General features: G+C 68.9%; 22 protein-coding genes and 1 pseudogene. 10 read left to right on the top strand and 13 right to left on the bottom strand.

Translation table 11 applies throughout. The annotated features are described in order from the left end of the window. Positions 1-25 precede the first annotated feature (25 nt). A complete protein-coding gene (locus tag VEC11_RS09940; RefSeq protein WP_464130587.1) occupies positions 26-1,042 on the bottom strand; it encodes an LLM class flavin-dependent oxidoreductase in 1,017 nt (338 codons plus the stop codon). Next, entirely contained in the window at positions 1,039-1,989 is a 951-nt protein-coding gene (locus VEC11_RS09935) for an ATP-grasp domain-containing protein (RefSeq protein WP_464130586.1), read from the bottom strand. Before VEC11_RS09935 ends, VEC11_RS09940 begins: the two co-directional genes overlap by 4 nt. Positions 1,990-2,087: 98 nt before the next feature. Here VEC11_RS09935 and VEC11_RS09930 point away from each other — a divergent pair. Next, a pseudogene (locus tag VEC11_RS09930) lies at positions 2,088-3,365 on the top strand (L,D-transpeptidase family protein); the annotation flags it as partial. A gap of 154 nt (positions 3,366-3,519) precedes the next feature. Here the strand turns inward: VEC11_RS09930 and folP are convergent. The 3 genes from folP to VEC11_RS09915 form a co-directional block, all read right to left on the bottom strand. Then, positions 3,520-4,584 carry a dihydropteroate synthase gene (gene folP / locus VEC11_RS09925; RefSeq protein ID WP_464130585.1) on the bottom strand — a complete coding sequence of 355 codons (1,065 nt, stop codon included), beginning with the start codon at positions 4,582-4,584 and terminating at the stop codon, positions 3,520-3,522. Between the two features lie 19 nt (positions 4,585-4,603). Continuing rightward, positions 4,604-5,737 (bottom strand): DNA methyltransferase, encoded by a 1,134-nt coding sequence (locus tag VEC11_RS09920; RefSeq protein ID WP_464130584.1) that lies wholly within the window; start codon positions 5,735-5,737, stop codon positions 4,604-4,606. A gap of 183 nt (positions 5,738-5,920) precedes the next feature. Beyond that, positions 5,921-6,523: a ribonuclease HII gene (locus VEC11_RS09915; RefSeq protein WP_464130583.1), complete on the bottom strand. Its 603-nt coding sequence runs from the start codon at positions 6,521-6,523 to the stop codon at positions 5,921-5,923. A 152-nt stretch (positions 6,524-6,675) separates the two neighbouring features. On the opposite strand from VEC11_RS09915, the gene VEC11_RS09910 reads away from it, so the two are divergent. After that, positions 6,676-7,119, top strand: a complete 444-nt coding sequence (locus tag VEC11_RS09910) for a VOC family protein (protein ID WP_464130582.1) — start codon at positions 6,676-6,678, stop codon at positions 7,117-7,119. On the opposite strand, the gene thiD is transcribed toward VEC11_RS09910, so the two are convergent. The 3 genes from thiD to glmM are packed head-to-tail and all read right to left on the bottom strand — an operon-like array spanning position 7,116 to position 9,516. After that, positions 7,116-7,961 (bottom strand): bifunctional hydroxymethylpyrimidine kinase/phosphomethylpyrimidine kinase, encoded by an 846-nt coding sequence (gene thiD / locus VEC11_RS09905; protein ID WP_464130581.1) that lies wholly within the window; start codon positions 7,959-7,961, stop codon positions 7,116-7,118. The genes VEC11_RS09910 and thiD overlap by 4 nt on opposite strands. Next, positions 7,958-8,182 (bottom strand): DUF1272 domain-containing protein, encoded by a 225-nt coding sequence (locus tag VEC11_RS09900; RefSeq protein WP_464130580.1) that lies wholly within the window; start codon positions 8,180-8,182, stop codon positions 7,958-7,960. The genes thiD and VEC11_RS09900 overlap by 4 nt, the downstream gene beginning before the upstream one ends. Beyond that, positions 8,182-9,516 carry a phosphoglucosamine mutase gene (gene glmM, locus VEC11_RS09895; protein ID WP_464130579.1) on the bottom strand — a complete coding sequence of 445 codons (1,335 nt, stop codon included), beginning with the start codon at positions 9,514-9,516 and terminating at the stop codon, positions 8,182-8,184. Before glmM ends, VEC11_RS09900 begins: the two co-directional genes overlap by 1 nt. A 92-nt stretch (positions 9,517-9,608) precedes the next feature. Here glmM and VEC11_RS09890 point away from each other — a divergent pair, with 92 nt between their 5' ends. Then, complete coding sequence (locus tag VEC11_RS09890) at positions 9,609-10,892, top strand: dicarboxylate/amino acid:cation symporter (protein ID WP_464130578.1); 1,284 nt, start codon at positions 9,609-9,611, stop codon at positions 10,890-10,892. Here VEC11_RS09890 and VEC11_RS09885 read toward each other — a convergent pair. Genes VEC11_RS09885 through VEC11_RS09875 form a run of 3 tightly spaced genes read right to left on the bottom strand, consistent with a single transcriptional unit; the run spans position 10,889 to position 15,338 of the window. Further along, positions 10,889-12,280, bottom strand: coding sequence for an amidohydrolase family protein (locus tag VEC11_RS09885; RefSeq protein ID WP_464130577.1), 1,392 nt, complete (start codon positions 12,278-12,280; stop codon positions 10,889-10,891). The genes VEC11_RS09890 and VEC11_RS09885 overlap by 4 nt on opposite strands. Then, positions 12,277-13,689 carry an amidohydrolase gene (locus VEC11_RS09880; protein ID WP_464130576.1) on the bottom strand — a complete coding sequence of 471 codons (1,413 nt, stop codon included), beginning with the start codon at positions 13,687-13,689 and terminating at the stop codon, positions 12,277-12,279. Before VEC11_RS09880 ends, VEC11_RS09885 begins: the two co-directional genes overlap by 4 nt. Further along, positions 13,689-15,338, bottom strand: coding sequence for a peptide MFS transporter (locus VEC11_RS09875; protein WP_464130575.1), 1,650 nt, complete (start codon positions 15,336-15,338; stop codon positions 13,689-13,691). The genes VEC11_RS09880 and VEC11_RS09875 overlap by 1 nt, the downstream gene beginning before the upstream one ends. Before the next feature lie 115 nt (positions 15,339-15,453). Here VEC11_RS09875 and VEC11_RS09870 point away from each other — a divergent pair, with 115 nt between their 5' ends. The 5 genes from VEC11_RS09870 to VEC11_RS09850 all read left to right on the top strand — a co-directional run bounded on the left by VEC11_RS09870 (position 15,454) and on the right by VEC11_RS09850 (position 18,673). After that, the gene (locus VEC11_RS09870; protein WP_464130574.1) at positions 15,454-16,029 is read left to right on the top strand and encodes a nitroreductase family protein; all 576 of its coding nucleotides are present in this window, start codon (positions 15,454-15,456) and stop codon (positions 16,027-16,029) included. Positions 16,030-16,093: 64 nt separating this feature from the next. Continuing rightward, positions 16,094-16,450, top strand: a complete 357-nt coding sequence (locus VEC11_RS09865; protein ID WP_464130573.1) for a GntR family transcriptional regulator — start codon at positions 16,094-16,096, stop codon at positions 16,448-16,450. Positions 16,451-16,748: 298 nt separating this feature from the next. After that, complete coding sequence (locus VEC11_RS09860) at positions 16,749-16,889, top strand: hypothetical protein (RefSeq protein WP_464130572.1); 141 nt, start codon at positions 16,749-16,751, stop codon at positions 16,887-16,889. Positions 16,890-16,975: 86 nt separating this feature from the next. Continuing rightward, positions 16,976-17,386, top strand: coding sequence for a hypothetical protein (locus VEC11_RS09855; protein WP_464130571.1), 411 nt, complete (start codon positions 16,976-16,978; stop codon positions 17,384-17,386). 135 nt (positions 17,387-17,521) lie between these two features. Then, positions 17,522-18,673 (top strand): hypothetical protein, encoded by a 1,152-nt coding sequence (locus VEC11_RS09850; protein WP_464130570.1) that lies wholly within the window; start codon positions 17,522-17,524, stop codon positions 18,671-18,673. A gap of 3 nt (positions 18,674-18,676) precedes the next feature. On the opposite strand, the gene VEC11_RS09845 is transcribed toward VEC11_RS09850, so the two are convergent. Further along, positions 18,677-20,383, bottom strand: a complete 1,707-nt coding sequence (locus VEC11_RS09845; RefSeq protein ID WP_464130569.1) for an acyl-CoA dehydrogenase — start codon at positions 20,381-20,383, stop codon at positions 18,677-18,679. 50 nt (positions 20,384-20,433) lie between these two features. Here VEC11_RS09845 and VEC11_RS09840 point away from each other — a divergent pair, with 50 nt between their 5' ends. Both VEC11_RS09840 and VEC11_RS09835 read left to right on the top strand, forming a co-directional pair. Next, the gene (locus tag VEC11_RS09840) at positions 20,434-21,354 is read left to right on the top strand and encodes an L-threonylcarbamoyladenylate synthase (protein ID WP_464130568.1); all 921 of its coding nucleotides are present in this window, start codon (positions 20,434-20,436) and stop codon (positions 21,352-21,354) included. Then, positions 21,351-22,550 (top strand): threonine synthase, encoded by a 1,200-nt coding sequence (locus VEC11_RS09835; protein WP_464130566.1) that lies wholly within the window; start codon positions 21,351-21,353, stop codon positions 22,548-22,550. The genes VEC11_RS09840 and VEC11_RS09835 overlap by 4 nt, the downstream gene beginning before the upstream one ends. On the opposite strand, the gene msrA is transcribed toward VEC11_RS09835, so the two are convergent. Further along, the gene (gene msrA, locus VEC11_RS09830) at positions 22,547-23,092 is read right to left on the bottom strand and encodes a peptide-methionine (S)-S-oxide reductase MsrA (RefSeq protein WP_464130565.1); all 546 of its coding nucleotides are present in this window, start codon (positions 23,090-23,092) and stop codon (positions 22,547-22,549) included. The genes VEC11_RS09835 and msrA overlap by 4 nt on opposite strands. Positions 23,093-23,111: the final 19 nt, after the last annotated feature.

Genomic DNA, 23,111 nt, shown 5'->3' with positions numbered 1-23,111 from the left:
CGGAGTCCCCCTCTCCTCTGGATGCTCAGCCGTTTATCACCTCCGCGGCGAAACGGTCCATCTCCTCGGCCTGCGGGCTCATCTGGAGCAGCAGCAGATCGAGCCCCGCCGCTTCATAGTCGGCGATCCGCGCCTTCACTTGCGCCGGCGTTCCGACGAGGTTCGGCCTCAGCCCGCGGTTCGACACCGAATATTCCTGCAGCTTCAGCTCCCGCTCCAGCTCGGTCCCGGACAGCCACTGCTCGAAATTGTCGAAGCCCGCCGGCGGCTCGGGCGGCAGCGCGGTGATCCGGGCAAGCTCGGCCTGCGCCTCCTCCTCGGTGTCCCGGACGATCGCATAGGCGGCCATGCCATATTGCATGGGCGGTCGGCCGGCTTTCTCCCGCCTCGCCTTCATGTCGGCGATCTTCGGCGCGATCGCCTCGGGCGGATCGCCGTGCATGACATAGGCGTCGCACTGGGTGGCGATCATCGTCTTGGCCGCTTCGCTCTCGCCGCCAGCATAGATGGTCGGCCGCCGCACCGGCTTGGGCTCGCAGATCGCGTCCTGCAGCGCATAGCGTTCTCCGGCATAGGAGAAGCGCTGCTGGGTCCAGAGCCCGTCCACCACGTCCAGCCATTCGCGGGTCCGCGCATAGCGGTCGTCATGCTGGTCGAATTGCAGGCCATATTGCCGCGCCTCGTCCGCCCACCACGAGGAGACGACGTTGAGCGCCAGCCGCCCGCCCGAGATCCGGTCGATATTCGCGGCCTGCTTCGCGAACAGCGCGGGGTGATGGAAATTGGGCCGCACCGCGACCATCAGCTCGATCCGCTCGGTCACCGACGCCAGTGCCGCCGCCGTCGACCAGGCGTCGAGCGCCGGCTCGGTCACGCCCTTGATGTCGTTGAGGTTCAATTCGGCGATCAGTGTGAGGTCCCAGCCCGTCTGCTCGCTGCGCTGCGTGAGCCTTTTCACATAGTTCCAGCTCGCCTCCATTCCCTCGTCGGGCACGTTGCGCAGCCAGCCGCCGAAGACGGGCATCCAATAGCCGTATCTCACCTCTTCGCCTCCGTGATCGCAGCCTCGAGGAAATCGACCAGCCGCTCGTGCGGGTCCCAGCCGAGCACGTCCAGCGGATTTGCGACGAAATTGGAGAGCGCGTTGATGTCGTAGAAGCGCGGCACCCCGTCGCGCGCGTCGATCACCACCTCGATCCCGCCGACGTCCAGCGCCATCCCCTGCGCGATCCGTTCGGCCGCCTCGACCAGCTCGGGCCCGGGATCGACCGCCGCCATGCGCACCGTCTCCCGCCCCGGCGCGGCGACGCAGGCGTCGGCCGGGCACAGATCGAAGCTTCCGCCGGTCTCCACCTCGATCGCATAGAGAAAGCGCCCGCCCAGTGTCTCCAGCCGGATGATCCGCCCGCCTTCGGCCGGCACATAATCCTGGACCAGGAGGACCCTGTCGACGCTCTCCGGCAGGAATCGTTCGGCGACCGCCTCCGCCAGCGCGGCGCGGTCGTCATAGCGCACGATCCCGGCGCCCGAGCCACCGACATTGGCCTTGAGCAGCAACGGAAAGGCCATGCCGTCGGCGGCCGCCAATATCTCCTCCCGCCGGTGCACGACCCGCGTCTCGGGAATGGCGAGTCCAAGGCCGGCGATCAGCGACAGCTGCCGCGCCTTGGAGCTGTCGACGGCCAGGATCTCCGGCCCGTTCAGCACCGTCGCGCCATTGGCCCGCCAATGGGCGAGCAGGCTCTGGGCATAGAAGATGCCGTGCTCGGGCTCGCGCAGGAATCCCGACTGGGCGACGCGGCTCAGCACGACCGGCGCTGGCACGCTCTTGTCCGCCGGGTCGAAGCTGTGATCGGTCAGCCGAATCGCCCGGTACGGCACCGAGCGTCGGTCCAGCGCGGCGAACAGCGGCTCGAACCACAAAGGATGCTCGTAGAGGATGGCGAGATCGGGCGTCACCGCCTCCCCCATATCGAGCCGGGCCGCCAAGGAAAGAGAATCCCGCCGCGCTGCGTCAGTTCGGCACAGGCCCAGTCCCGGCTGTCCCGCTGTTGGACCTGGCGCGCGCCTTCGCCTATTTTCCCCCCATGCCTTCTTTGGGTCGCCTCCTGCGCGCCGCCGGGCTCGCTTTCGGCTTCTGGGCCGTCGCGGCCTACGGCTCCCCGCCGCAGCCGGCGCCGCTCCGCGCGGCCGCGGCGACGGGCACCCCTGCCTTCGAGCCGGGACCCGAATTGCTCTCCTTCTACGCCGAGCGCGACTTCCACCCGCTCTGGACCGACGGCGCGGACCAGGCTCTGCTCAACCTGCTGCCGCCGCGCCCCGACGTCGTCGCCGCGCTCAACGCGATCCGCCCCGGCGACCGCCGCGCCCGGCTGCGGGCGGACATGATGCTGAGCCAAGCCTTCCTCGACGCGGCGCGAGAGAGCGCCCGGCCGCCGGAGCGCAACGCGATGCGCTATATCGACCCCGGCCTCGCGCCGATGGCGGCCGGGGACAGCGCGTCGCTCTACGCCCTCGCCGCCGCGCCCTCGCCAATCGCCTTCGCGCGCGCCCGCCTGTCCCGCAACCCGGCCTATGACGGCCTGGTTCGCGGGCTCGCCGCCTGGCGCGCGCGTTGGGCCGGTCTGCCCCAGATCCAGGTCGCCGCGAACCGGCCGGACCAGCTCCGCCAGCGCCTCGGCCTCGCCGCCAATGCCGATCCCGGGCCCAAACTCCGCGCCTTCCAGCAGGTGCACGGCCTCGCCGTCACCGGCCGCGCTGATGCCGCCACCATCGCCGCGCTCAACCGCGGCGCCGCCTATTACGAGCGGGTGATCCTCGCCAATATCGAGCGGGCCCGCGCCATCCCCGCCGTGCAGGGCCGCTACGTCCTCGTCGACACCGCCTCCGCCCGGCTCTGGATGATCGAGGACGGCCGGATCCGCGATTCGATGCTCGTGATCGTCGGCAAGCGGGCAATGCCGACGCCCGAAATGGCCGGTCTGATCCGCTATGCCGCGCTCAACCCCTATTGGAACCTGCCGCCGGACCTGATCCGCAAGCGCGCCCGCAACGCCGCCGCCCGCGGCCCGCGCGTGCTCACCGACGAGCGGCTCCAGGTCCTCTCCGACTGGACCGACCAGGCGCAGACGCTCGATCCGCGGCGGATCGACTGGCGCGCCGTTGCCGCGGGCCGCCGCCTCGTCAACATGCGCCAGCTGCCCGGGCCGCAGAACATGATGGGCCGGGTCAAGTTCATGCTGCCCAACGATCTCGGCGTCTATCTGCACGACACCCCGCACCGCGAGCTCTTCGCCCGCGCCGACCGCCGCGAAAGCTCGGGCTGCGTCCGGCTCGAGGATGCGCTGCGGCTCGGGCGCTGGCTGTTCGACGGGACGATGCCGCAGCCGAACGGGACGCCCGAGCAGCGCGTCGACCTGCCCCGGCCGATCCCGGTCTACATCACTTATCTGACCGTGCTGCCGACCGGGGACGGCCTCGTCTTCCAGCGCGACGCCTATCGCCGCGATCCCGGCGCTCCTAGAGATTCGGCGTCAGCGCCGCGTCGCGCGAGCCTCGCCACACGCGCAGCGCCTGCAGCGTCTCCGGCACGTCATGCACGCGCAGCAGCTGCACGCCCTGCCCCGCCGCCTGCAGCGCGAAAGCCAGCGAGCCGGCCAGCCGCCGGTCGGGCGGGGCCTCGCCGGCCAGCGCCCCGATCGTCCGCTTCCGGCTCGCGCCGAGCATGACCGGACAGCCGAGCCCGTGCAGCAGGGCCAGGCCGTTCATCAGCTGCAGATTGTGCTGCACGTTCTTGCCGAAGCCGAAGCCCGGATCGACGATGATCCGCTCGCGTGCGATCCCCGCCGCTTCCGCCGCCTGAATGCGCGCCTCCAGCCAGTCGTAGATTTCAAGCAGGACGGGGCGGTCGTAGCGCGGGTCGTCCTGCATCGATTCGGGCGGCCCCTTATGGTGCATCAGCACGACCGGGCAGCCCGCCCTGGCAACGACCTCGAGCGCGCGCGGATCCCAGGTCAGCCCCGACACGTCGTTGATCATCCGCGCGCCCGCGCCGACGGCCTGCTCCATCACCAGCGCCTTGCGTGTGTCGACCGACACCGCCGTTCCCGCCATGGCCAGCCGCCGGATCACGGGGAGCACGCGCGCCGCCTCGTCGCCTTCCCACACCGGCCTGGCGCCGGGCCTTGTGGATTCGCCGCCGACATCGACGATGGCAGCGCCGGCCGCGGCCATGTCGTGCCCCGCGGTTACCGCCGCCTCGGTCTCCTCGTGGACGCCGCCGTCGGAGAAGCTGTCGGGCGTCACGTTGACGATGCCCATGACCTGGGGCTGGTCCAGCCGCACGACCCGCTCGCCGAGCTGGAGCGCCGCGCGGGGCGCGGTCAGCCGCTCCCAGACGAGCCGCTCCGCGTCGTCCAGCCGATCCTCGATCCCCTGGACGGGCACCAGCTCGACACCCTCGTCCCGGACGATGTCCACGCTCGCGAAGAAGACCAGGCCTCCGGCCAGCCGCGCGACCTTGCCGTCATGGCCGAACGGCGCGTCGACGAAGCCCGTGGGGCGAAGATAGGTCCTGCCGGTCATGCGCCCCTCCTAGGGGAAGTCAGGCCTGATGCGCAGCGAGATATTCCTGCCTGAGCGCATCGATGGGCACGAGCGCGCCCTCCCGCTCCACGTGCCAGAAGGTCCAGCCATTGCACGCCGGCGCCCCCTGCACCGCGGCGCCGATCTTGTGGATCGAGCCCTGCTGGCCGCCATGCTCGACCGAGGCGTCGGCCAGCACGCGCGCGCTCCAGCGACGTTTCGAATCGGTAAGAAAGCTGCCGGGCACGATCTGCCCGCTCTCGACCAAAGTCCCGAACGGCAATTTCGGCTGGCTGGCGCGCGAGGCCATCACCTTCATCGCGCTCTCGTCCAGCTCCAGCGTGGAATCGATCCGCTCGCGCGCGACGCGGATGTAGCGGCTCTCGCGCTCGATCCCGATCCAGTTGCGCCCGAGCCGCCGCGCCACCGCCCCGGTCGTCCCCGTGCCGAAAAAGGGATCGAGCACGACGTCGCCCTTATTGGTGCAGGCGAGCAGCACCCGGTAGAGCAAGGCTTCCGGCTTCTGGGTCGGATGCGCCTTGGCGCCGCCGTCCTTCACCCGCTCCTGCCCGGCGCAGATCGGCAGCACCCAGTCGGAGCGCATCTGCAGCTCGTCGTTCAGCGCCTTCATCGCGCGATAGTTGAAGGTGTAGCGGCTCTCCTCGCTGCGCGACGCCCAGATCAATGTCTCGTGCGCATTGGTGAAGCGGGTGCCGCGGAAATTGGGCATCGGGTTGGACTTGCGCCAGATGATGTCGTTGAGAATCCAGTAGCCCTGGTCCTGCATCGCCGCGCCGACGCGGAAGATGTTGTGATAGGAGCCGATTACCCAGAGCGTGCCGTCGGGCTTCAGGATGCGCCGCGCCTCCGCAAGCCAGGCCCGGGTGAAATCGTCATAGGCCTGGAAGGTGTCGAACTTGTCCCAGTCGTCGTCACAGGCGTCGACCCGGCCGCCCTCCGGCCGGAACAGCTCGCCGCCGAGCTGGAGATTGTAGGGCGGATCGGCAAAGATCATGTCGATGCAGGCGTCGGGCAGGCCGCGCATCGCCGCCACGCAATCGTCCTGGAGGATCTGGCCGAGCGGCAATTGCGGCGCGGCATCCGCCCCCTTTTTCGGCCGCACAGCCGCGCCCAGTCGCCCCATCACGCTCATTCGATCCGCCCCCGGCAAAGTTATCCACATGCTGAGTCATGCGGAGTCCGCGGTCAAGTTCAGAGACTTGCACAACATGGTTAACAGCGCGTTAGGGGCGCGCGGAACGAAAGGAGTCTTCGCTACATCTGGTAGCGGACCAGGCTCTTCAGACTCAATCTGAAGTGGTGTGGCCCGAAAGACTCAAAGCTGGAGCGAAAGCTGGCGGACCGGCGCGAAGCTGCGCCGGTGCAGCGGCGTCGGGCCGAGCTCGCGCAGCGCCCGCTGATGCTCGGGGGTCGGATAGCCGACATTGCGCTCCCAGCCATAGCCGGGCCATTGGCGCGCATGCTCGGTCATGATCCGGTCGCGCGTGACCTTGGCGACGATCGAGGCGGCGGCGATCGAGCGGCATTTCGCATCGCCGCCGACGATCGCGACCGAGGGCCGCTCCCAACGCGGGCAGCGATTGCCGTCGACCAGCACCATCGCGGGGTCGATGCCGAGCGCGTCCACCGCCCGCGTCATTGCCAGCATCCGCGCCCAATAGATGTTGATCGAGTCGATCTCCTCGACGCTCGCCATGCCGACGCCGACCACCGCGACCTTGTAGAGCCGCGTACAGATCGCCTCGCGCACCGCCGCCGGCAACGCCTTGCTGTCGTCGATCCCGCGCGGGAACTTCTCGCGGTCCAGGATCACGGCCGCCGCGACCACCGGCCCGGCGAGCGGCGCGCAGCCCGCCTCGTCGACCCCGGCGACCGGGTCGGGATGCACCTTCTCGAGCTTGAAGCAGGGCCGCGCCATCGGGTCCAGGATAGAAAGCCCGCGCTCGTCATTCCAGCGAAAGCTGGAATCCCGCTTTTCTTTCCTGTGGATAGGTCAAATCACCCGTTCGGGCGATAGGCGAGGACCCGCGCGCCGGGTAAATTGGTCCTCAGTCAACGAAGGGGCAGCTCATGAAACTCGCGCACATTCTCTTGTCGGGACTCATCCTCGCGGCGGCGACGCAAGCACCTCCCGCGGCGCCGCGGAACGACCTCGGCAATTTCTCGGTCAGCCTCAACGTCCGCGACATCAACGCCTCCAGGGCCTTTTACGAGAAGCTCGGCTTCGTGCAGGCGTTCGGCAATCCGGCGCAGCGCTGGGTGATCATGCGCAGCGGCACCACCAGGATCGGCCTCTTCCAGGGCATGTTCCCGCGCAACGCGCTGACCTTCAATCCGGGCTGGGACGGGGATGGCAACCCCACCGGCGCCTTCGAGGACGTGCGCGCCATCCAGCGCCGGCTGCGTGCGGCGGGTCTCGACGTCGGCGCCGAGATCACCAGCGCCAGCGGCCCGGCCCATTTCGCGGTCACCGACCCGGACGGCAATCCGATCCTGTTCGACCAGCACCGCTAGGGGCGGATGACCTCGAAAGGGGCGACGCCGAGGCCATGACCCATCGGCCCGTGGCCCGCGCCGAAGCCCGGGGCGGCGAGCATGGCCTCGCGGACGTAGCGGCGGGCGACCGTGACCGCCTCGCCGATCCTGAGTCCCCGTCCCAGCAGGGTCGCGATCGCACTGGCCAGGGTGCAGCCGGTGCCGTGACTATGCCGGGTCTCGATCCAGGGGTCTGACCATGTATCGGCCGCGCAGGCGCCGCTCCGAAAGGGCGTCACGAGGATGTCCTGGATGACGCCGCTCAAAAGGTGCCCGCCTTTCGCCAGAACGAGCGTGCCAAGGCGGCTGGCCAGGTCCATGGCCGCTTCCTTCATTTGCTCGGCATCGTCGATCTTCCGCCCGGTCAATGCCTCCAGCTCGGGCAGGTTCGGCGTCACCAGGGTCGCACGCTTCATCAACAGCTCGAAGGCGGCGATCGTCTCCTCGTCGGCGAGCACCGCGCCCGACGTCGCCACCATCACCGGATCGAACACGACCTGCATCGACGGTGCGCTCGCATGGCCCGGCCGTTCCGGATCGAGCCGCTCGGCGACGGCCCGCGCCGTGGCCGCATCGCCGATCATCCCGATCTTCACGACATCGACGCCGATATCGCTCACCACCGACTCGATCTGCGCCAGCACCATCTCCGCGGGCACCGGCATCACCGCCTGCACGCCAAGCGTATTCTGCGCCGTGATCGCGGTGATCGCGGTCATCGCATGGCCGCCGAGCATGGTAACCGTCTTTATGTCCGCCTGGATGCCCGCCCCGCCGCCGCTGTCGGAGCCGGCGATGATCAGGATGCGCGGCGTCGTCACCGCGGGCCCTTGCGCTCCGTCGAAGCGGGATGACGTTCAAGCGCGGCGCCGACGCGCATCGGCCGTTCGAGCAGGTCGCCGCCGCAATTCGGGCATTTTTCCTCCAGCGCGTCGGCGCAGCGATCGCAGAAGGTGCATTCGAACGAGCAGATGAAGGCGCCGTGCCGGTCCGCCGGCAGATCGCGGCCGCACCGCTCGCAATCGGGTCGCATGTCAAGCATCAGGCCGCCTTCACCTCCTCGCAAATCTCGTTGACGATCCGCGCAACGAGCGCCTCGTCCTCGCCTTCCGCCATCACCCGGATGACCGGTTCGGTGCCGGACTTGCGGATGACGAGCCGGCCCTTGTCGCCGAGCGCCGCCTCGCCCGCCGCAATCGCCGCCTTGACCTTGTCGGCCTCCAGCGGTGCGCCGCCGCCATAGCGGACGCTCTTCAACAGCTGCGGCAGCGGCTCGAACAGTTTCAGAAGCTCGCTCGCCGGTTTGTCCTGCGCGACCAGCTCGGCGAGGATCTGCAGGCCCGCGACCAGCCCGTCGCCCGTGGTCGCATATTCGGACAGGATGATATGGCCGCTCTGCTCGCCGCCGACATTATAGCCCCGGGCGCGCATCGCCTCGAGCACATAGCGGTCGCCGACCTGGGTGCGCTCAAGCCTGAGGCCGAGCTCGTTCATGTAGCGCTCCAGGCCGAGATTTGACATGACGGTGGAGACGATGCCGCCGCCGCGCAGCCGCCCGCGCCGATGCCAGGAGGAGCCGATCAGCGCCATCAGCTGGTCGCCGTCGATCGACTCGCCCTCCTCGTCGACGACGATCAGCCGGTCGGCGTCGCCATCCAGAGCGAGGCCGATGTCGGCGCCCGAGGCGACCACCGTCTCCTTAAGCACGGTCGGATCGGTCGAGCCGCAGCCGTCATTGATGTTGAGGCCGTTCGGCTCGACCCCGATCGCGATCACCGTCGCGCCAAGCTCCCAGAGCGCGGAGGGCGCGACCTGGTAGGCGGCGCCGTTCGCGCAATCGATCACCACCTTGAGCCCGTCCAGACGGAGATGCTTGGGGAAGGTGAGCTTGGCGGCGTGGATGTAGCGCCCGCGCGCGTCCTCGATCCGGCGCGACCGCCCGATCTGCTCGGCCGGCACCAGCCGCGGCTCCTGCTCGAGCAGGGCCTCGATCGCCATCTCGTCCTTGTCGGAGAGCTTGTAGCCGTCGGGTCCGAACAATTTGATGCCGTTGTCGACGAACTTGTTGTGGCTGGCGGAGATCATCACGCCGAGGTCGGCGCGCATCGAATGGGTCAGCATGGCGACCGCCGGCGTCGGAACGGGGCCGACCATCACCACATCCATGCCGACGCTGGTGAAGCCGGAGACCAGAGCCGTCTCCATCATATAGCCCGACAACCTCGTATCCTTGCCGATCACTACCCGGTGGCGATGCTCGCCGCGCAGGAAGTGGGCGCCGGCCGCCTGACCGATCCTTTGCGCCATCGCCGCAGTCATTGGCGCCTCGTTGGTCCGCCCCCTGATCCCGTCCGTGCCGAAGAATTTCCGCGTCATCTATGGTTGAGCCCTGACGTTTTTCCTTGCCGTCCTACCGGCGGCCATCAAGATAGGCCAGATAGTCCTATATTTCGTGAAGGGCGACGCTTTTGAAACTCTCCCAGCCGACGCGGATTCTGCTCGCCCTCATCCTCGGCCTCGCCATCGGCATCGTCGCCATGTCGACCGGCCAGCCCTGGACCGAACGGGCGGCCGGCATTGCCGAGCCGATCGGCGGGCTCTGGCTGAACGCGCTGCAGATGACGATCGTGCCCCTGGTCGTCTCGCTGATTATCACCGGCATCGCCGGCGCGGCCGAGGCGGCGCGCGCGAGCCGGCTGGCGACGCGGGCGCTGATCCTGTTTGCCTCGCTGCTGCTCGCCTCCTCGATCCTGGCCGCGATCCTGACGCCCGCTTTGCTCAACCTGTTCCCGCTGCCGACCGACGCCGCAGCCAGCCTGCAAAGCGCGCTCGCCGGCGCGGAGCCGCCCGGCGCAACGCCGAGCTTCGCGGATTTCCTCCGCTCGCTCGTGCCCTCCAACCCGATCGCCGCCGCCTCGTCGAACGGCGGCGTGCTGCCGCTCATCGTCTTCATGCTGGTCTTCGCCTTTGCCATGACCCGGCTGGAGGAGAAGCCGCGGGCGACCCTGGTCCGTTTCTTCAAGGCGATCGCCGACACGATGCTGATCATCGTGAACTGGGTGCTCTGGATTGGCCCGATCGGCGTGTTCGCGCTTGCTTTCGTGGTCGGTGCGCGGGCCGGGGGCCCGGCTTTCCAGGCGCTGATCCATTATGTCCTGATCGTGACAGCCGTCGGCGCGGTGGTGTGGCTCGCGGCCTGGCCGCTCGCCATGCTGGGCGGACGGGTCGGGCCGGTGCGCTTCACGCGCGCGGTGGCGTCAAGCCAGGCACTCGCCTTCTCGACCCAATCCTCGCTCGCCTGTCTGCCGGCGATGCTGAAGGCCACGCACAAGCTCGGCGTGCCGGTCAGCGCCTCGGGCATCGTCCTCCCCATGGCAGTCGCGGTGTTCCGCGCGACGGGCCCGGCGATGAACCTCGCCGTGGCCATCTATATCGCCTACTGGTTCGGCTATGAGCTCACGCCGACCCACCTCGTGCTGGGCGTGCTTGCCGCCGCGACGACGACGATCGGCGCCGCCGGCATCCCGGGCCAGGCGACCTTCTTCACCTCGATCGCCCCGATCTGCCTCGCTATGGGCCTGCCGATCGCACCGCTCGCCTTGCTGATCGCGGTCGAGACCCTGCCGGATATCATGCGCACGCTCGGCAATGTCAGCGGTGACGTCGCCGTCACCACGGTCGTCGCGAAGCGCTCAGGCTTCGACGACGCGCCTGAAACCAGGGAAGATGAACTGCTCGAACGCGGCGCCTAGCGCGGATCGTAGCTATGCGGGAGGTTGCCCTCCTGCGGCCTGCGGTAGCGGTCCCTGAGGCGGGTCTGGCGGTTCTCCAGATTCTGGCGGACGCCGTCGATCCAGACCGCGTCAACATTGCTGTCAAGCTCCAGCGGGTCGCCGTTCCAGATCACCACGTCGCCGCGCCTGCCGGGCCGTAGCGAGCCGATCTCGCCGCCCAGGCCCAGCACCTCGGCCGGCGCCGAGCTGATCGCCTGGAAGGCCTGGCTCCAGGTCAGCCCGGTGGCGCCCGGAATCCGGGTCAGCGCGACGAGGTTACCGGCATATTGGGTGGAAACGCGCACCTGCCGCGCCTCATCGTCATTGATCATGCCGATCGCGACGGTGACCCCGGCGGCGCGGAGGCGCCCGATATTGGACTGGGTGGCTGAAAGCTGCTCGAAGCTCGCCGGCAGGTCGTTCAGCGCGTTGGCGATCACCGGCACGCGCGCCGCCGCGATCTCCCGCGCCACCCGCCAGCCCTCGGTCGCGCCGACCAGGACGAGGCGCAGGTTCGGGAATTCGCGGCGCAGCGCGATCACCTGCAGGATGTCGCTGGCCCGTTCGACATGGACGAGCAGCAGCTGCCGCCCCTGCAGGACCGGCACCAGAGCGGCCGCGTCGAAGCGGGTGAGCAAAACGTCGTCGGAACGCTGGGCGCCCGGCAGCAGATAGGGATTTTCCGCCACGTCCTCCGGCGGCGCGGTCTGCGGCCCGCGGGTCGTGGCGCCCGCCGAGCCCCGCGCGCCGATCGGCGCCCTCAAGTCCCGCGCCTCGCGCAGCGCATTGCGGAGCAGCACATGCGCCGCGGCGCGGCTGCCGCCCGCGTCCCGCGCGCCCGTCTCACCCAGCTCGACGAACTGGAAGAGTCGCGCCCGGGTGATCGGCTGCATGTCGCCGCCGAGGTCGATGACCGCGCCCTGCCCGGCGAAGATCGAGCGGGCGGTCGACGGCGAGACGACCGCGCGGGTCACGCCAGCAGCGCGGCTGACCTGCACCGCGGCCGCTTCCGGATTGATCGCCGGCGCGACGTCGATCGCGGCGTTGAACGGCGAGTTGTTCGCCTCCGTGTCGTTGGTCGGATCGACCGCGTCGACCTCGACCAGGCCGATCCGCGAGAAGCCCGCGACCACGCCCGGCGTCACCCATTTGCCGCGCGCGTCGATCACCTGCGCGCCCGCCGGCACCGCGACATTGGCGCCGGCCGCGACCACGCGCCCGTCACGGATGACGACGGTGCCGCCGTCGATCGGCTCGGAGCCGTCGCCGACCACGACGCGCCCGCCGGTGATGGCGACGGTCTGGGCCGCGGCCGGCAGGGCGGCGAAGGCGGCGATCCCCGCCAGCAGGACCGAGAGCCGCTTCACTTCGTGTCTCCCTCGCCGGGCTGGCCGAGCTCGAAATCGCTGACCGGACGCAGCCGCGGATTGTTCATGTCGTACATCATCGCGCCGTCGATCCAGACCTGCTGCGGCCTTGTGTAGACGCTGAACGGATTGCCGTTCCAGAGCACGACGTCCGCTCTCTTGCCGGAGCGCAGGCTCCCGGTCTGGTCGGCGATGCCAAGTGCCGTCGCCGGATTGATTGCCAGCCAGCGCCAGGCGACTTCGTCGGGAATCTGCAGGCCCATGCGCCGGCCGTCGGCGAGTGCCTTGGCCGCCTCCTGGTTCAGGCGCTGGATGCCGTTGGCGTCGTCCGAATGGACGATCGCGCAGGCGCCGGCATTGTGGACGAGCGGGATATTCTCGTTGATCGCGTCATAGGCTTCCATCTTGAAGCCCCACCAGTCGGCCCACATCGCCGCGCAGCTGTTGCTGGCCTGGAGCAGGTCCGCGATCTTGTAGGCCTCCACCGCGTGGTGGAAGCTGGCGATGTGGAAGCCGAACTCGCGGCCCATGTCGAGCATGATCGCCATCTCGTCGGCGCGATAGCAATGGTTGTGGACCAGCATCCGCCCTTCCAGCACCTCGACCAAAGTCTCCATCTGGAAGTCGCGCGCCAGATTGGGGTCGCGGGCGCGGCGCTCGCGATATTCGACGGCGCGCTGCCAGGTGGCCCGGAACACCGCGACATTGCCCATCCGGGTCTGCGGCATGGTGTTGCGGCCGCCATAGACGCGCTTCGGATTCTCGCCGCACGCAATCTTCAGCCCGCGCGGCGCGCCGGGGAAGCGCATCGACATGACGGTGCGGCCGGGCACGTTGCGCACGGTGACGCCGCGGCCGCCGAACAGGTTGGCCGAGCCCGGCAGGATCTGCAGCGTGGTGATGCCGCCATTGGCGAGCGCGCGGCTGAAGCCGGGATCCTGCGGCCAGACGCTATGCTCGGCCCAGACCTCGGGGCGCACCGGGTTGGTGATCTCGTTGCCGTCCGAATGGGCGTCGACGCCGGGGCTCGGATAGTCGCCGAGATGCGAGTGGACGTCGATCACGCCCGGCGTCACCCAGCGGCCGCGGCCGTCGATCCGCACCGCCCCTTCCGGGATGGGCGTGTCGGGCCCGCCCACCGCCTGGATTCGCCCCTCGGCCATGACCACGGTGCCGTTCTCGATCCGCCCGCCCTCGCCGTCATAGACGGTGGCGCCGGTAATCGCGGTCGGCACGGATGGATAGGGCCGGTAGGTCGACGGATAGGGGTCCGCCGGCGGCTGGTAGCGCGGCACGGAGGACTTGGCGGGCGGATCGGAGGCGGCCTTGGGAGCCGCCCCCTGATTGGCGCAACCGAAGAGCAGGATCGCGGCGGCGGTAGCGGCAAAAGCCGCGAACCCGCCCCGCATCAGCGGGTTTCCTTCGCGATGTCCACGCCCGCCGCCTGCGGCTCGGCCAACTCGGCTTGGCCAGCCAACTCCTCGTCCTTCAGCGTGTCGAGGTGCATCCACTTCTTCACAATCGGGCTGAGCAGCAAGACTACGACTCCGACGCCGATGGCGATCCAGCCGACCATGTTCCAGACGCTGAGTGTGGTCGCCTGCACCATCTCGCCACTATGTCCGCCGGTCGCCTCGCCGATCTTGCCGGCCAGGAAATTGCCGACTGCAGTCGTGTAGAACCAGGCGCCCATGATGAGTGACGCCATGAACGAGGGGGCAAGCCGGTTCATGGCGCTGAGGCCGACGGGCGACAGGCAGAGTTCGCCGGTCGTCGCGAGGAAGTACAGAATGAATACCCAGATAATCGGCGTCAGGAAGACCACGGTGCCGTCGGCGAGCCGACTTTCGATCCCGAACGCGTTGGCGCCCCATACAAAGACAGTTAGCGACGCGCCGACCTGCAGCAGTCCGAGGCCGAATTTCGCCGGCGCAGACGGCTCAAGCCCCCGCCTGGCGAGTGCCACCCACATGCTCGCGAAAAGCGGTGCAAGGAGGATGATGTAGGTGGGGTTGATCGCCTGGAAGAGCGATGCCGGGATTTTCGTGTCCGCGAATTTGTCTGTGTACAGGTTTATCGATCCGCCGGCCTGCTCGAACAATGCCCAGAATACCGGGTTCAGTGCGATCAGAAACAGGATCGCGAAGATCCGTTCGCGCGGAATCTTGTCAAGCTTGAAAGCTTGGTAAAGGACGTAGCCGAGCAGCAGGATGCCCGCGACCAGCAGCAGCATCTGGATCACGTCGCGATTCTGGATGAGGACCCAGATCACCGCGATGGAAGCGATGCCAATACCATAGAGCATGAACTCGGCCTGCCGCGACAACGGGCGCGCGGGTTCGCCGGCCCCATTCAGCAACTTCTTGCCCAGGACGAAGACGATCAGGCCGGTGAGCATGCCGATGCCCGCCAGGCCGAAGCCGTAGCCCCACCCGACCTTCTGGCCGAGATAGCCTACTAACAACGTGCCGATCGCCGCGCCGGCGTTAATGCCCATGTAGAAGATCGTATAGGCGCCATCGCGACGGACATCGGTGCGCGGATAAAGCTGCCCCACCATCACCGAGATGTTCGCCTTCAGGAAGCCCGAGCCCACGATGATGAAGGCGAGCGCCGCCCAGAAGACATTGATGGTCGGGTCGCTCTGGCCGCCGTCGCCCTCCACAGCCATCAAGCCGTGGCCGATGGCGAGCAGGATGCCGCCGAACAACACGGCTTTGCGTTGGCCGAGATAACGATCGGCTACATAACCGCCGAGCACCGGCGTAATGTAGACGAGCGCGCCATATGCCCCAAGCACGCCGTTGCCGACGGACTCAGTGTAGAGCCAATGCTGGACGAGGTAGAAAACAAGGATGGCGCGCATGCCGTAGAAAGAGAAGCGCTCCCACATCTCGGCGAAGAACAACATGTAGAGGCCTTTGGGGTGCCCGAAGACCTCCTTCTTTCGGCTGGCGGCAATGGCCAGACCGCCGGCTAAGAAGGCGGCGAGAACGGCGATCGCGGCGGCGACGATCCAGTCCTCCGCGGCCCATGCTGACATCGGTTTGAGATTCATGATGGCACCACCCTTGGAATTTTCTGATTATCCGAACGGTCGGTCACCCTAGCGGCCAAAACGGTTCTGTGAAGCCGATTGTTGCAGGCCTTCCCGGCTGTTAGGCGCATCCGCCATGTTCAACGACCTTTCCTCCCCGCTCGCCTTGCTCCACAGCCGCCGCTCGGCGCGGCCCCGCGACCTCGTCGCGCCCGGCCCCGACGCAGACCAGCTGCGCGAGATACTCGGCCTTGCGATGCGGGTCCCCGATCATGGCAAGCTCCATCCCTGGCGCTTCGTCCACGTGCCGCAGGACCGGCGCGCCGACTTCGCCGCCCTGCTCGACCGCGCCTATCGCGCCGACAATCCCGCGCCCGGCCGGCTCGAGCTGGAGGCGAACGAGCGCTTCGCCCACCAGGCGCCGGAGCTGATCGTCGCTTTGTTCAGCCCGACCGAGGGCCACAAGATCCCGGTCTGGGAGCAGCAACTGAGCTGCGGGGCCGCCTGCTTCAACCTGGAGCTCGCCGCCATCGCCAGCGGCTTCGCTGCCGGCTGGGTCACCGGCTGGGCCGCCTATTCGCCGATCGTCCTCGCCGCCTTCGGCCAGCCACCCGAACGGATCGCGGGGTTCCTGTTCCTTGGCACGTCGAGTCAGGCGTTGGAGGAGCGAGCGCGGCCTGAATATGACGCGGTTGTTTCGGAATGGCGGTGAGCCAAGCCCTTGGTTTCAAAGGGGTGCTACAAACTCCTTGACCCCGCTGGTGTATTAGTACAGCATGACGCCCATGAGCAACGAAGACCGCCCCGTCTATCTCCGCCTCCGTGACAATATCGCCGCCATGATTCTCGATGGCCGCGTGCGCGACGGCGATCCGCTTCCCTCGGTCCGCAGCCTGGCCGCCGATTACGGCGCCAACCCGCTGACCGTCGCCAAGGCCTATCAAACCTTCCAGGAGGAAGGGCTCGTCGTGGTGAAGCGCGGCGTGGGCATGTTCGTGGCGGCCGGCGCGGCCGACCAGCTGCGCACAGCGGAGCGCAAGGACTTCCTCGAGAATCGCTGGCCGGACATCGTCTCGCACATGCGCCGCCTCGGTCTCGACGCCGACGACCTGGTCGAGCGCGCGCTCGCCTGATCGCTTTGTTGGATACATGTTGGATTTGACCCGGCACAATCCGGCCGGCTCTTTTCCATTGTCTGACCGCCTGCGCAGGGCCCTTCACCGGCATCGAGCCATGTGCAGAGGGCTGATTTGCCCCGGACGTATCGTCAACTTTGTCAACTTCCGACCCCCGGCAACGCGATTCCGGCGGAATTCCGCCCCATTCATCGACGAACCCGACAAACGGCGCGACGGGCGTTGTTGCCCCGAAACGAGTCGATTCGGTACATCTTCTCCACCGGCCAGGGCGCCGGGACGAAAGGACCAGAAGATGCATCCGATCCGCGCATTCATGTTCTCGCTGACCTGCGGGCTCGCCCTGCTGTTCAGCGTGCGCGGGCTTTATTTCGCGATGCAGCCGGCGCCGGATCAGCGGGTCGGGAGCGGTCCGATCGAGGTGCCGACAGCTTGACCCGTTCGCCGCGTCGCGCCGCACGCCGCTTGATTTGGCTCTCATCCTCGCGCACCATGCAGCTTCAAGCTTGAACGGAGATGGCGATGCGCCTGTTCGGCCTTGCCGCCCTGTCGATCTTCCTGGTGGGCGCCGCTCCCGGCGGCCGCATCGCGAACGTCCCCGGCGACATTCCCTACAGCTGCGGCGATGGCCATGTCGCTCGGATCACCTACGAGAACGGGGGCTGGTTCGTTCGCGCCAAGGCGAAGCTTGTCTGGCACGACCGCACGGTCCGGTTGCAGGCGAGCCCGCCGACCTACGGGCTGCGCTACGTCAGTGCGGACGATGCCGCAGACCCGATCCTGGTCTGGACCGCACGGGGCGAGGAAGCCTGGATCAGCGAGATCGCTCGTAACGCCGCGCCGAACGCGCCCGAGCGCGAAGTCGCCCGCTGCACGAGGGTGCGCGAGGGTAGCGCGGCGCCCGCCCATGCCGAGGGCGGCGAGCATCATTGAGCCGTGCCGGTGTGGCGCATTTGCCGCACCTTCCGGCCCGTTCAGCGCCAGGACATTGACTCCCTGCTGTAATTTTGGCCCTAGCCCCTATTTGGGGTACTGGGATTGAGGGCTCGGAGCGGGTCGGGCGACGCAATGAAGAAGCATTGGGTGAGTTTGCTTGGCGGTGGCGCGCTGCTGGCGGCAATCGCGCCGTCCGCTTCGGCGCAGAATATGACCGCCGCGCCGGCGCCCGCGCCCGCGCCCGCGCCGGTCCCGCCACCCACGTTGAACTCGCCGCAGCTGCGCGATTTCTCGCTGCAGCCCCGCCAGCGGATCGTCACCCAGCCGGTCCCCGTCCAGACCCAGCCCCCGACGGTCAGCGCGCCGCCGCCCACGGCAACCCGGCCCCCGGCAACTCAGCCCAGTGCCGGCCAGCCGCGCCCGGCCGCCGACGCGCGCCGCCCGGCCGTGCCGCCGCCCGCTGCGACGCAGCCGGTGCGGACCCAGCCGACGACTCAACCCGCGCCAGGCCCGGTCACTGCGCCGGCGCCGACCGACGCCGCGCCGCAGCCCGCGCCCGAGCAGCCCAGGGCCGAGCCGGTCCCGGTCAACGAGATCGGCGGCGGCTTCCCCTGGTATTACGGCATTCCCCTCGCCTTGCTGGCGTTGCTGGTCTTGGCCTATGTCCGCCAGCGCCGCCGCAGCCGGGCGATCCACGAGGCGGCCGCGATTGCCGAGGAGGAGCGCGCCGCCAAGGTCATAGAGACGGCGCGGCCGGAGCCGCAGCCGCGGCCCTGGCTGGAGCTGGACCTGAAGGCCGAGCGGCTGTCCTCCACCACCGCCGAATGCCTGGTCCAGTTCGAGCTGGAGATTACCAACAGCGGCGCCGCGCCGGCGCGGAACCTGCGGATCGACGTGAAGATGTTCAACGCCGGCGAGCAGCAGGACCAGGAGATCGGCGCCTTCTTCAAGATCGCCGGCCGCGAGAGCACCAAGTGCAACCTGCCCGGCATCCGCGCCGGCCAGACCGGCGCGATCCGCGGCGAGGTCGCGATGTCGCGCGAGGAGATGCGCGCGGTCGTGCTCGACAACCGCTACCTCTTCATCCCGGTGATCGCGGTCAACGCGCTCTACGATTATGGCGACGGCCGCACCGGCCAGACCTCCAAATCCTATGTCGTCGGCCGCGAGCTCGAGCAGGAAGGCCAGAAGAGCGAGAAGATGGGCGCCTTCCGCGTCGACCAGGGCCCGCGCATCTGGCGCACGGTCGGCCAGCGCCAGCACAGGCTCGCGCGGCGGGTCTGACCGTCAGGCGGCGGTGAGCGCCGCCTCGTCCACCGAATAGAGCACCTCCGCGCTGGCCAGCGCCGCGGCCTTCAGCCCGCACGCCTCCGGCACCATCTGGTCGAGATAGAAGCGCGCCGCCGCCCGCTTCATCGCCGCGAAGGCCGGATCGCCGTCATACCCGTCCAGCGCCGCCAGCTGCCGCGCCATCAGCCAGCCCGCCACGGCGGTGGAGAGCATGGTCAGGAAGGGATAGGACGCCGCCAGCCGGTCGTCCGGCGCGGCGCCGAGGAGCGCCCGGCCGACCGCTCCGCAATCGTCGACGAGCGCCATCAGCGCCTGCTCATCCACGGCTTCCGCCCTGATCTCGGCCAGCAGCCGGGCGAGCACCTCGCCGCCCCGCATCGCCAGCTTGCGCCCGACCAGGTCCGCCGCCTGGATGCCGTTCGTGCCCTCGTAGATCGGCGCGATCCGGGCATCGCGAAAATGTTGGGCAGCGCCGGTCTCCTCGATGAAGCCCATGCCGCCATGGATCTGCACGCCGAGGCTCGTCACCTCCACGCCCACGTCGGTGCCATAGGCCTTGCAGAGCGGAGTCAGCAGATCGGCCCGCGCCCGCGCCGCCTCGTCGCCGAGCGTGGCCCGATCGGTTTGCCCCGCCGTGTAGTAGACCAGGGCACGTGCCGCCTGGGTCAGCGCCTTCATCCTGAGCAGCATGCGCCGGACATCCGGGAACTCGACGATCCGCGCCGGCCGCCCTTCGCGGCTGCCCTGCACCCGCTCCAGCGCATAGGCGACCGCCTGCTGCATCGCCCGCTCGCCGATCGAGACGCCCTGCAGGCCGACATTGAGGCGGGCATTGTTCATCATCGTGAACATCGCCGCCATGCCGCGATTCTCCTCGCCGATCAGCCAGCCGGTCGCCCCGCCCTCGTCGCCATAGGCCATCACGCAGGTCGGCGAGGCGTGGATACCGAGCTTGTGCTCGATCGAGACGCAGCGGACGTCGTTTCGCGCTCCGTGGGGCATGATCTTCGGCACGAGGAACAGCGAGATGCCCTTCGTCCCCTGCGGCGCGCCCGGCGTGCGGGCGAGGACGAGGTGGACGATATTGTCGGTGAGATCGTGCTCGCCATAGGTGATGAAGATCTTCTGGCCGGTGATCCGCCAGCTGCCGTCGCCAGCCGGCTCGGCCCGGGTCTTGAGCGCGCCGACGTCCGAACCCGCCTGCGACTCGGTGAGGTTCATCGTCCCGTTCCATGCGCCGGTGACGAGCTTCGGCAGCCATTGCGCCTGCAGCTCCGGCGAGCCGTGATGGACGAGGGCTTCCACCGCGCCCGGCGAGAGCATCATGCAGAGCGAGAGCGCCATGTTGGCCGAGCCGAGATCCTCCATGAGCACGGTCGCGAGAGTCAGCGGCAGCCCCTGCCCGCCATAGTCCACCGGACCGGCCAGCGTGCCCCAGCCGCCCTCGACATAGGCCTGATAGGCCTGACGAAAGCCGGGCGGCATCGTCACACCATCAGGCGACCATCTCGCGCCGACCTCGTCGCCCGTGCGGTTGAGCGGCGCGAACTCGCCCGCGGCCAGCGCGGCGGCGCCGTCGACGATCGCCTCGACCACGTCCGCGCTGGCCTCGGCGAAGCGGTTGTGCCCCGCCAGCTCGTCCATTCCGACGACATGCCGGAGGAGGAACTTCTGCTCGGTCGTCGGCGGCGTGTAGGTCGACATCGGGGCTCCGGATGGTTGCGCGGGCGTCATGGCGGCTATAGCGCGGCGGCGTGAGCGCGCAAAACACCGCCATCATTGCCTACGGGCCAGAGGCGATCGCCGAGGCGGCGCGCCTGATTGCGGCGGGCGAGCCCGTGGCCGTGCCGACGGAAACCGTCTACGGCCTCGCCGCCGACGCAACCAATGGCGAGGCGGTCGCGCGCATCTACGAGGCCAAGGGCCGCCCGAACTTCAATCCGCTCATCGTCCATGTGAGAGACGCCAGCCAAGCCGCCGAAATCGCTTTGTTCGAGCAGCAGGCGCGGGAATTGGCCGAACGCCACTGGCCCGGCCCCCTGACCCTGGTGCTGCCGCTTCGCGAGGGCGCGCCAATTGCGTCGCTGGTCACCGCAGGGCTGCCGACGATCGCGATCCGCGCGCCGGCGCATCCCGCCATGCAGGCCCTGCTCGACGCGGTCGGCCGGCCGCTCGCCGCGCCCTCGGCCAATGCCAGCGGCCGGATCAGCCCGACCCGGGCAAGGCATGTCCTCGCCAGCCTCGGCGGCCGCATCCCTCTGATCGTTGACGGCGGACCGACCGCGCTCGGCCTGGAATCGACGATCGTCGCGCTGACCGGGGGGCCACCCCGCCTGCTCCGCCCCGGTCCCGTCGACCTTGGGCTGGCCCTGGCGAACGAAGGACGGATCGAGGCGCCCGGCCAGCTCGGCAGCCATTATGCGCCGGCCAAGCCCCTCCGCCTGGACGCCCGCGGGGCCGGGGCAGACGAATGGCTGATCGGCTTCGGCCCAGTACCGGGCAACAGCTCGCTCAGCGGCTCGGGCGATCTGCTGGAAGCGGCGGCCAACCTGTTCGAAAGGCTGCACGAAGCCGAGGCGTCGACGGCCTCCGGGATCGCCGTGGCCCCGATCCCGGCGACCGGCCTCGGTGCCGCGATCAACGACCGGCTTCGCCGCGCGGCGGCGCCGCGATGAGGTGGGACGCCAATCTGACAGCCGAGCGCCCCACGTTCGTCACCCATCTCGAATGTTCGGGCTCGGGCGCGCGTTACGAGCCTGACCGGCTCCACGGCCTGTCCAACGCCGGCAAACCGCTGCTCGTCCGCTACGATCTCGAAGCTGCAGGGCAGGTGCTGACGAGGGAGAGCCTGGCCGCGCGTCCCGCGGACATGTGGCGCTGGCGCGAACTGCTGCCGGTCCGCTGTCACGAGCACATCGTCAGCCTGAGCGAGGCCGCGACCCCGCTGGTCCGGCTGCCGGCTATCGAGCGCCGGCTCGGCCTTGCCGGACTGGTCGTCAAGGACGAGGGACAGCTGCCTACCGGCTCGTTCAAGGCGCGCGGCATCGCCGTCGCGGTGTCGATGGGGAAAGCACTGGGCGTCAAGAACGTCGTGATGCCGACCAACGGCAATGCCGGCGCCGCGCTCGCCGCCTATGCCGCGCGCGCCGGGATGGGGGCGCGGATTTTCTGTCCGCAGGACACGCCGGAGATCAACCTGCGCGAGATGGCCATGCATGGCGCGCGGGTCGAGCGGATCGACGGCCTGATCGATGATTGCGGCGCGCTCGCCGGCGAAGCGGCGCGGCAGGACGGCTGGTTCGATCTCTCGACCCTGAAGGAGCCGTATCGGATCGAGGGCAAGAAGACGATGGGGCTGGAGCTCGCCGAGCAGCTCGGCTGGCGGCTGCCGGACGTGATCTTTTACCCGACCGGCGGAGGCACCGGCCTGATCGGGATGTGGAAGGCCTTCGCCGAGCTCGAGGCGATCGGCCTCATCGGCCCCGGCCGCCCGCGGATGGTGGCGGTCCAGGCGCAAGGATGCGCGCCGATCGTGGAGGCCTGGCGGCGCGGCGAGGATCAGGCGCCCCGCTGGGACGATGCCAGCACGATCGCCGCGGGGATCAGGGTGCCGCGCGCGATTGGCGACTTCCTGATCCTGCGCGCGGTCCGCGAAAGCAGCGGCTTCGGAATTGCCGTCGCCGACGCGGACATCCTTGCCGAACGCGATCGCGCGGCGCGGGAAGACGGGATGCTCCTCTGTCCCGAAGGCGCGGCCACGCTTGCCGCCTGCGTCCGGGCACGCGCGCAGGGACTCGTCGGGCCCGACGACCGGGTCGTCCTGTTCAACTGCGCGAGCGGACTCAAATATCCGCTTCCGGCGCCCGCCTAGGCGGTCTCGTCGGCCTTCAGCCGCGCGAGGAAGCTCTTGCGCAGCTTCTGCAGCTTGGGCGGGATGACGGCCAGGCAATAGGGATTACGCTGCCCCTCATTCTCCCAATAATCCTGGTGATAATCCTCGGCCGGCCACCAGGTGCCGGGCTGCTCGATGGTCGTCACGATCGGCGCCGGCCAGCCCGCGCCGGCGCGCTCGATGCCGCGCCGCGCCGCCTCTTCCTGCGTGGCGTTCAGCGGAAAGATGGCCGAGCGATATTGCGTGCCGACGTCATTGCCCTGCCGGTTGAGCTGGGTCGGATCGTGGGTCGCGAAGAAGATGTCGAGCAGGTCGTCATAGGAAATCTGATCGGGATCGTAGGTTACCCGGATCGCCTCGGCATGACCGGTGTCGCCGCCGCAGACCTGCCGATAGGTCGGCCGGTCGACATGGCCGCCAATATAGCCGCTCTCGACCGTGGTGACCCCGATCAGGTCCTTGAACACGGCCTCGGTGCACCAGAAGCATCCGCCGGCCAGGATTGCCTGTTCTTCCGCCACGTCTCGTCTCCTTGTCGCT

Origin of the sequence: Allosphingosinicella sp., from assembly GCF_035626655.1 — a bacterium.
Taxonomy (GTDB): domain Bacteria; phylum Pseudomonadota; class Alphaproteobacteria; order Sphingomonadales; family Sphingomonadaceae; genus Allosphingosinicella.
This window is presented reverse-complemented; position numbering and strand designations above follow the sequence as displayed.

What these genes read in the sequence shown, in the direction of transcription:
- folP (WP_464130585.1), bottom strand. Translation starts at nt 4,584, where the DNA reads ATGACCGGCAGGACCTATCTTCGCCCCACGGGCTTCGTCGACGCGCCG.
- VEC11_RS09920 (WP_464130584.1), bottom strand. Translation starts at nt 5,737, where the DNA reads ATGAGCGTGATGGGGCGACTGGGCGCGGCTGTGCGGCCGAAAAAGGGG.
- VEC11_RS09915 (WP_464130583.1), bottom strand. Translation starts at nt 6,523, where the DNA reads ATGGCGCGGCCCTGCTTCAAGCTCGAGAAGGTGCATCCCGACCCGGTC.
- VEC11_RS09910 (WP_464130582.1), top strand. Translation starts at nt 6,676, where the DNA reads ATGAAACTCGCGCACATTCTCTTGTCGGGACTCATCCTCGCGGCGGCG.
- VEC11_RS09900 (WP_464130580.1), bottom strand. Translation starts at nt 8,182, where the DNA reads ATGCTTGACATGCGACCCGATTGCGAGCGGTGCGGCCGCGATCTGCCG.
- glmM (WP_464130579.1), bottom strand. Translation starts at nt 9,516, where the DNA reads ATGACGCGGAAATTCTTCGGCACGGACGGGATCAGGGGGCGGACCAAC.
- VEC11_RS09880 (WP_464130576.1), bottom strand. Translation starts at nt 13,689, where the DNA reads ATGCGGGGCGGGTTCGCGGCTTTTGCCGCTACCGCCGCCGCGATCCTG.
- VEC11_RS09875 (WP_464130575.1), bottom strand. Translation starts at nt 15,338, where the DNA reads ATGAATCTCAAACCGATGTCAGCATGGGCCGCGGAGGACTGGATCGTC.
- VEC11_RS09870 (WP_464130574.1), top strand. Translation starts at nt 15,454, where the DNA reads ATGTTCAACGACCTTTCCTCCCCGCTCGCCTTGCTCCACAGCCGCCGC.
- VEC11_RS09865 (WP_464130573.1), top strand. Translation starts at nt 16,094, where the DNA reads ATGACGCCCATGAGCAACGAAGACCGCCCCGTCTATCTCCGCCTCCGT.
- VEC11_RS09860 (WP_464130572.1), top strand. Translation starts at nt 16,749, where the DNA reads ATGCATCCGATCCGCGCATTCATGTTCTCGCTGACCTGCGGGCTCGCC.
- VEC11_RS09855 (WP_464130571.1), top strand. Translation starts at nt 16,976, where the DNA reads ATGCGCCTGTTCGGCCTTGCCGCCCTGTCGATCTTCCTGGTGGGCGCC.
- VEC11_RS09850 (WP_464130570.1), top strand. Translation starts at nt 17,522, where the DNA reads ATGAAGAAGCATTGGGTGAGTTTGCTTGGCGGTGGCGCGCTGCTGGCG.
- VEC11_RS09845 (WP_464130569.1), bottom strand. Translation starts at nt 20,383, where the DNA reads ATGTCGACCTACACGCCGCCGACGACCGAGCAGAAGTTCCTCCTCCGG.
- VEC11_RS09835 (WP_464130566.1), top strand. Translation starts at nt 21,351, where the DNA reads ATGAGGTGGGACGCCAATCTGACAGCCGAGCGCCCCACGTTCGTCACC.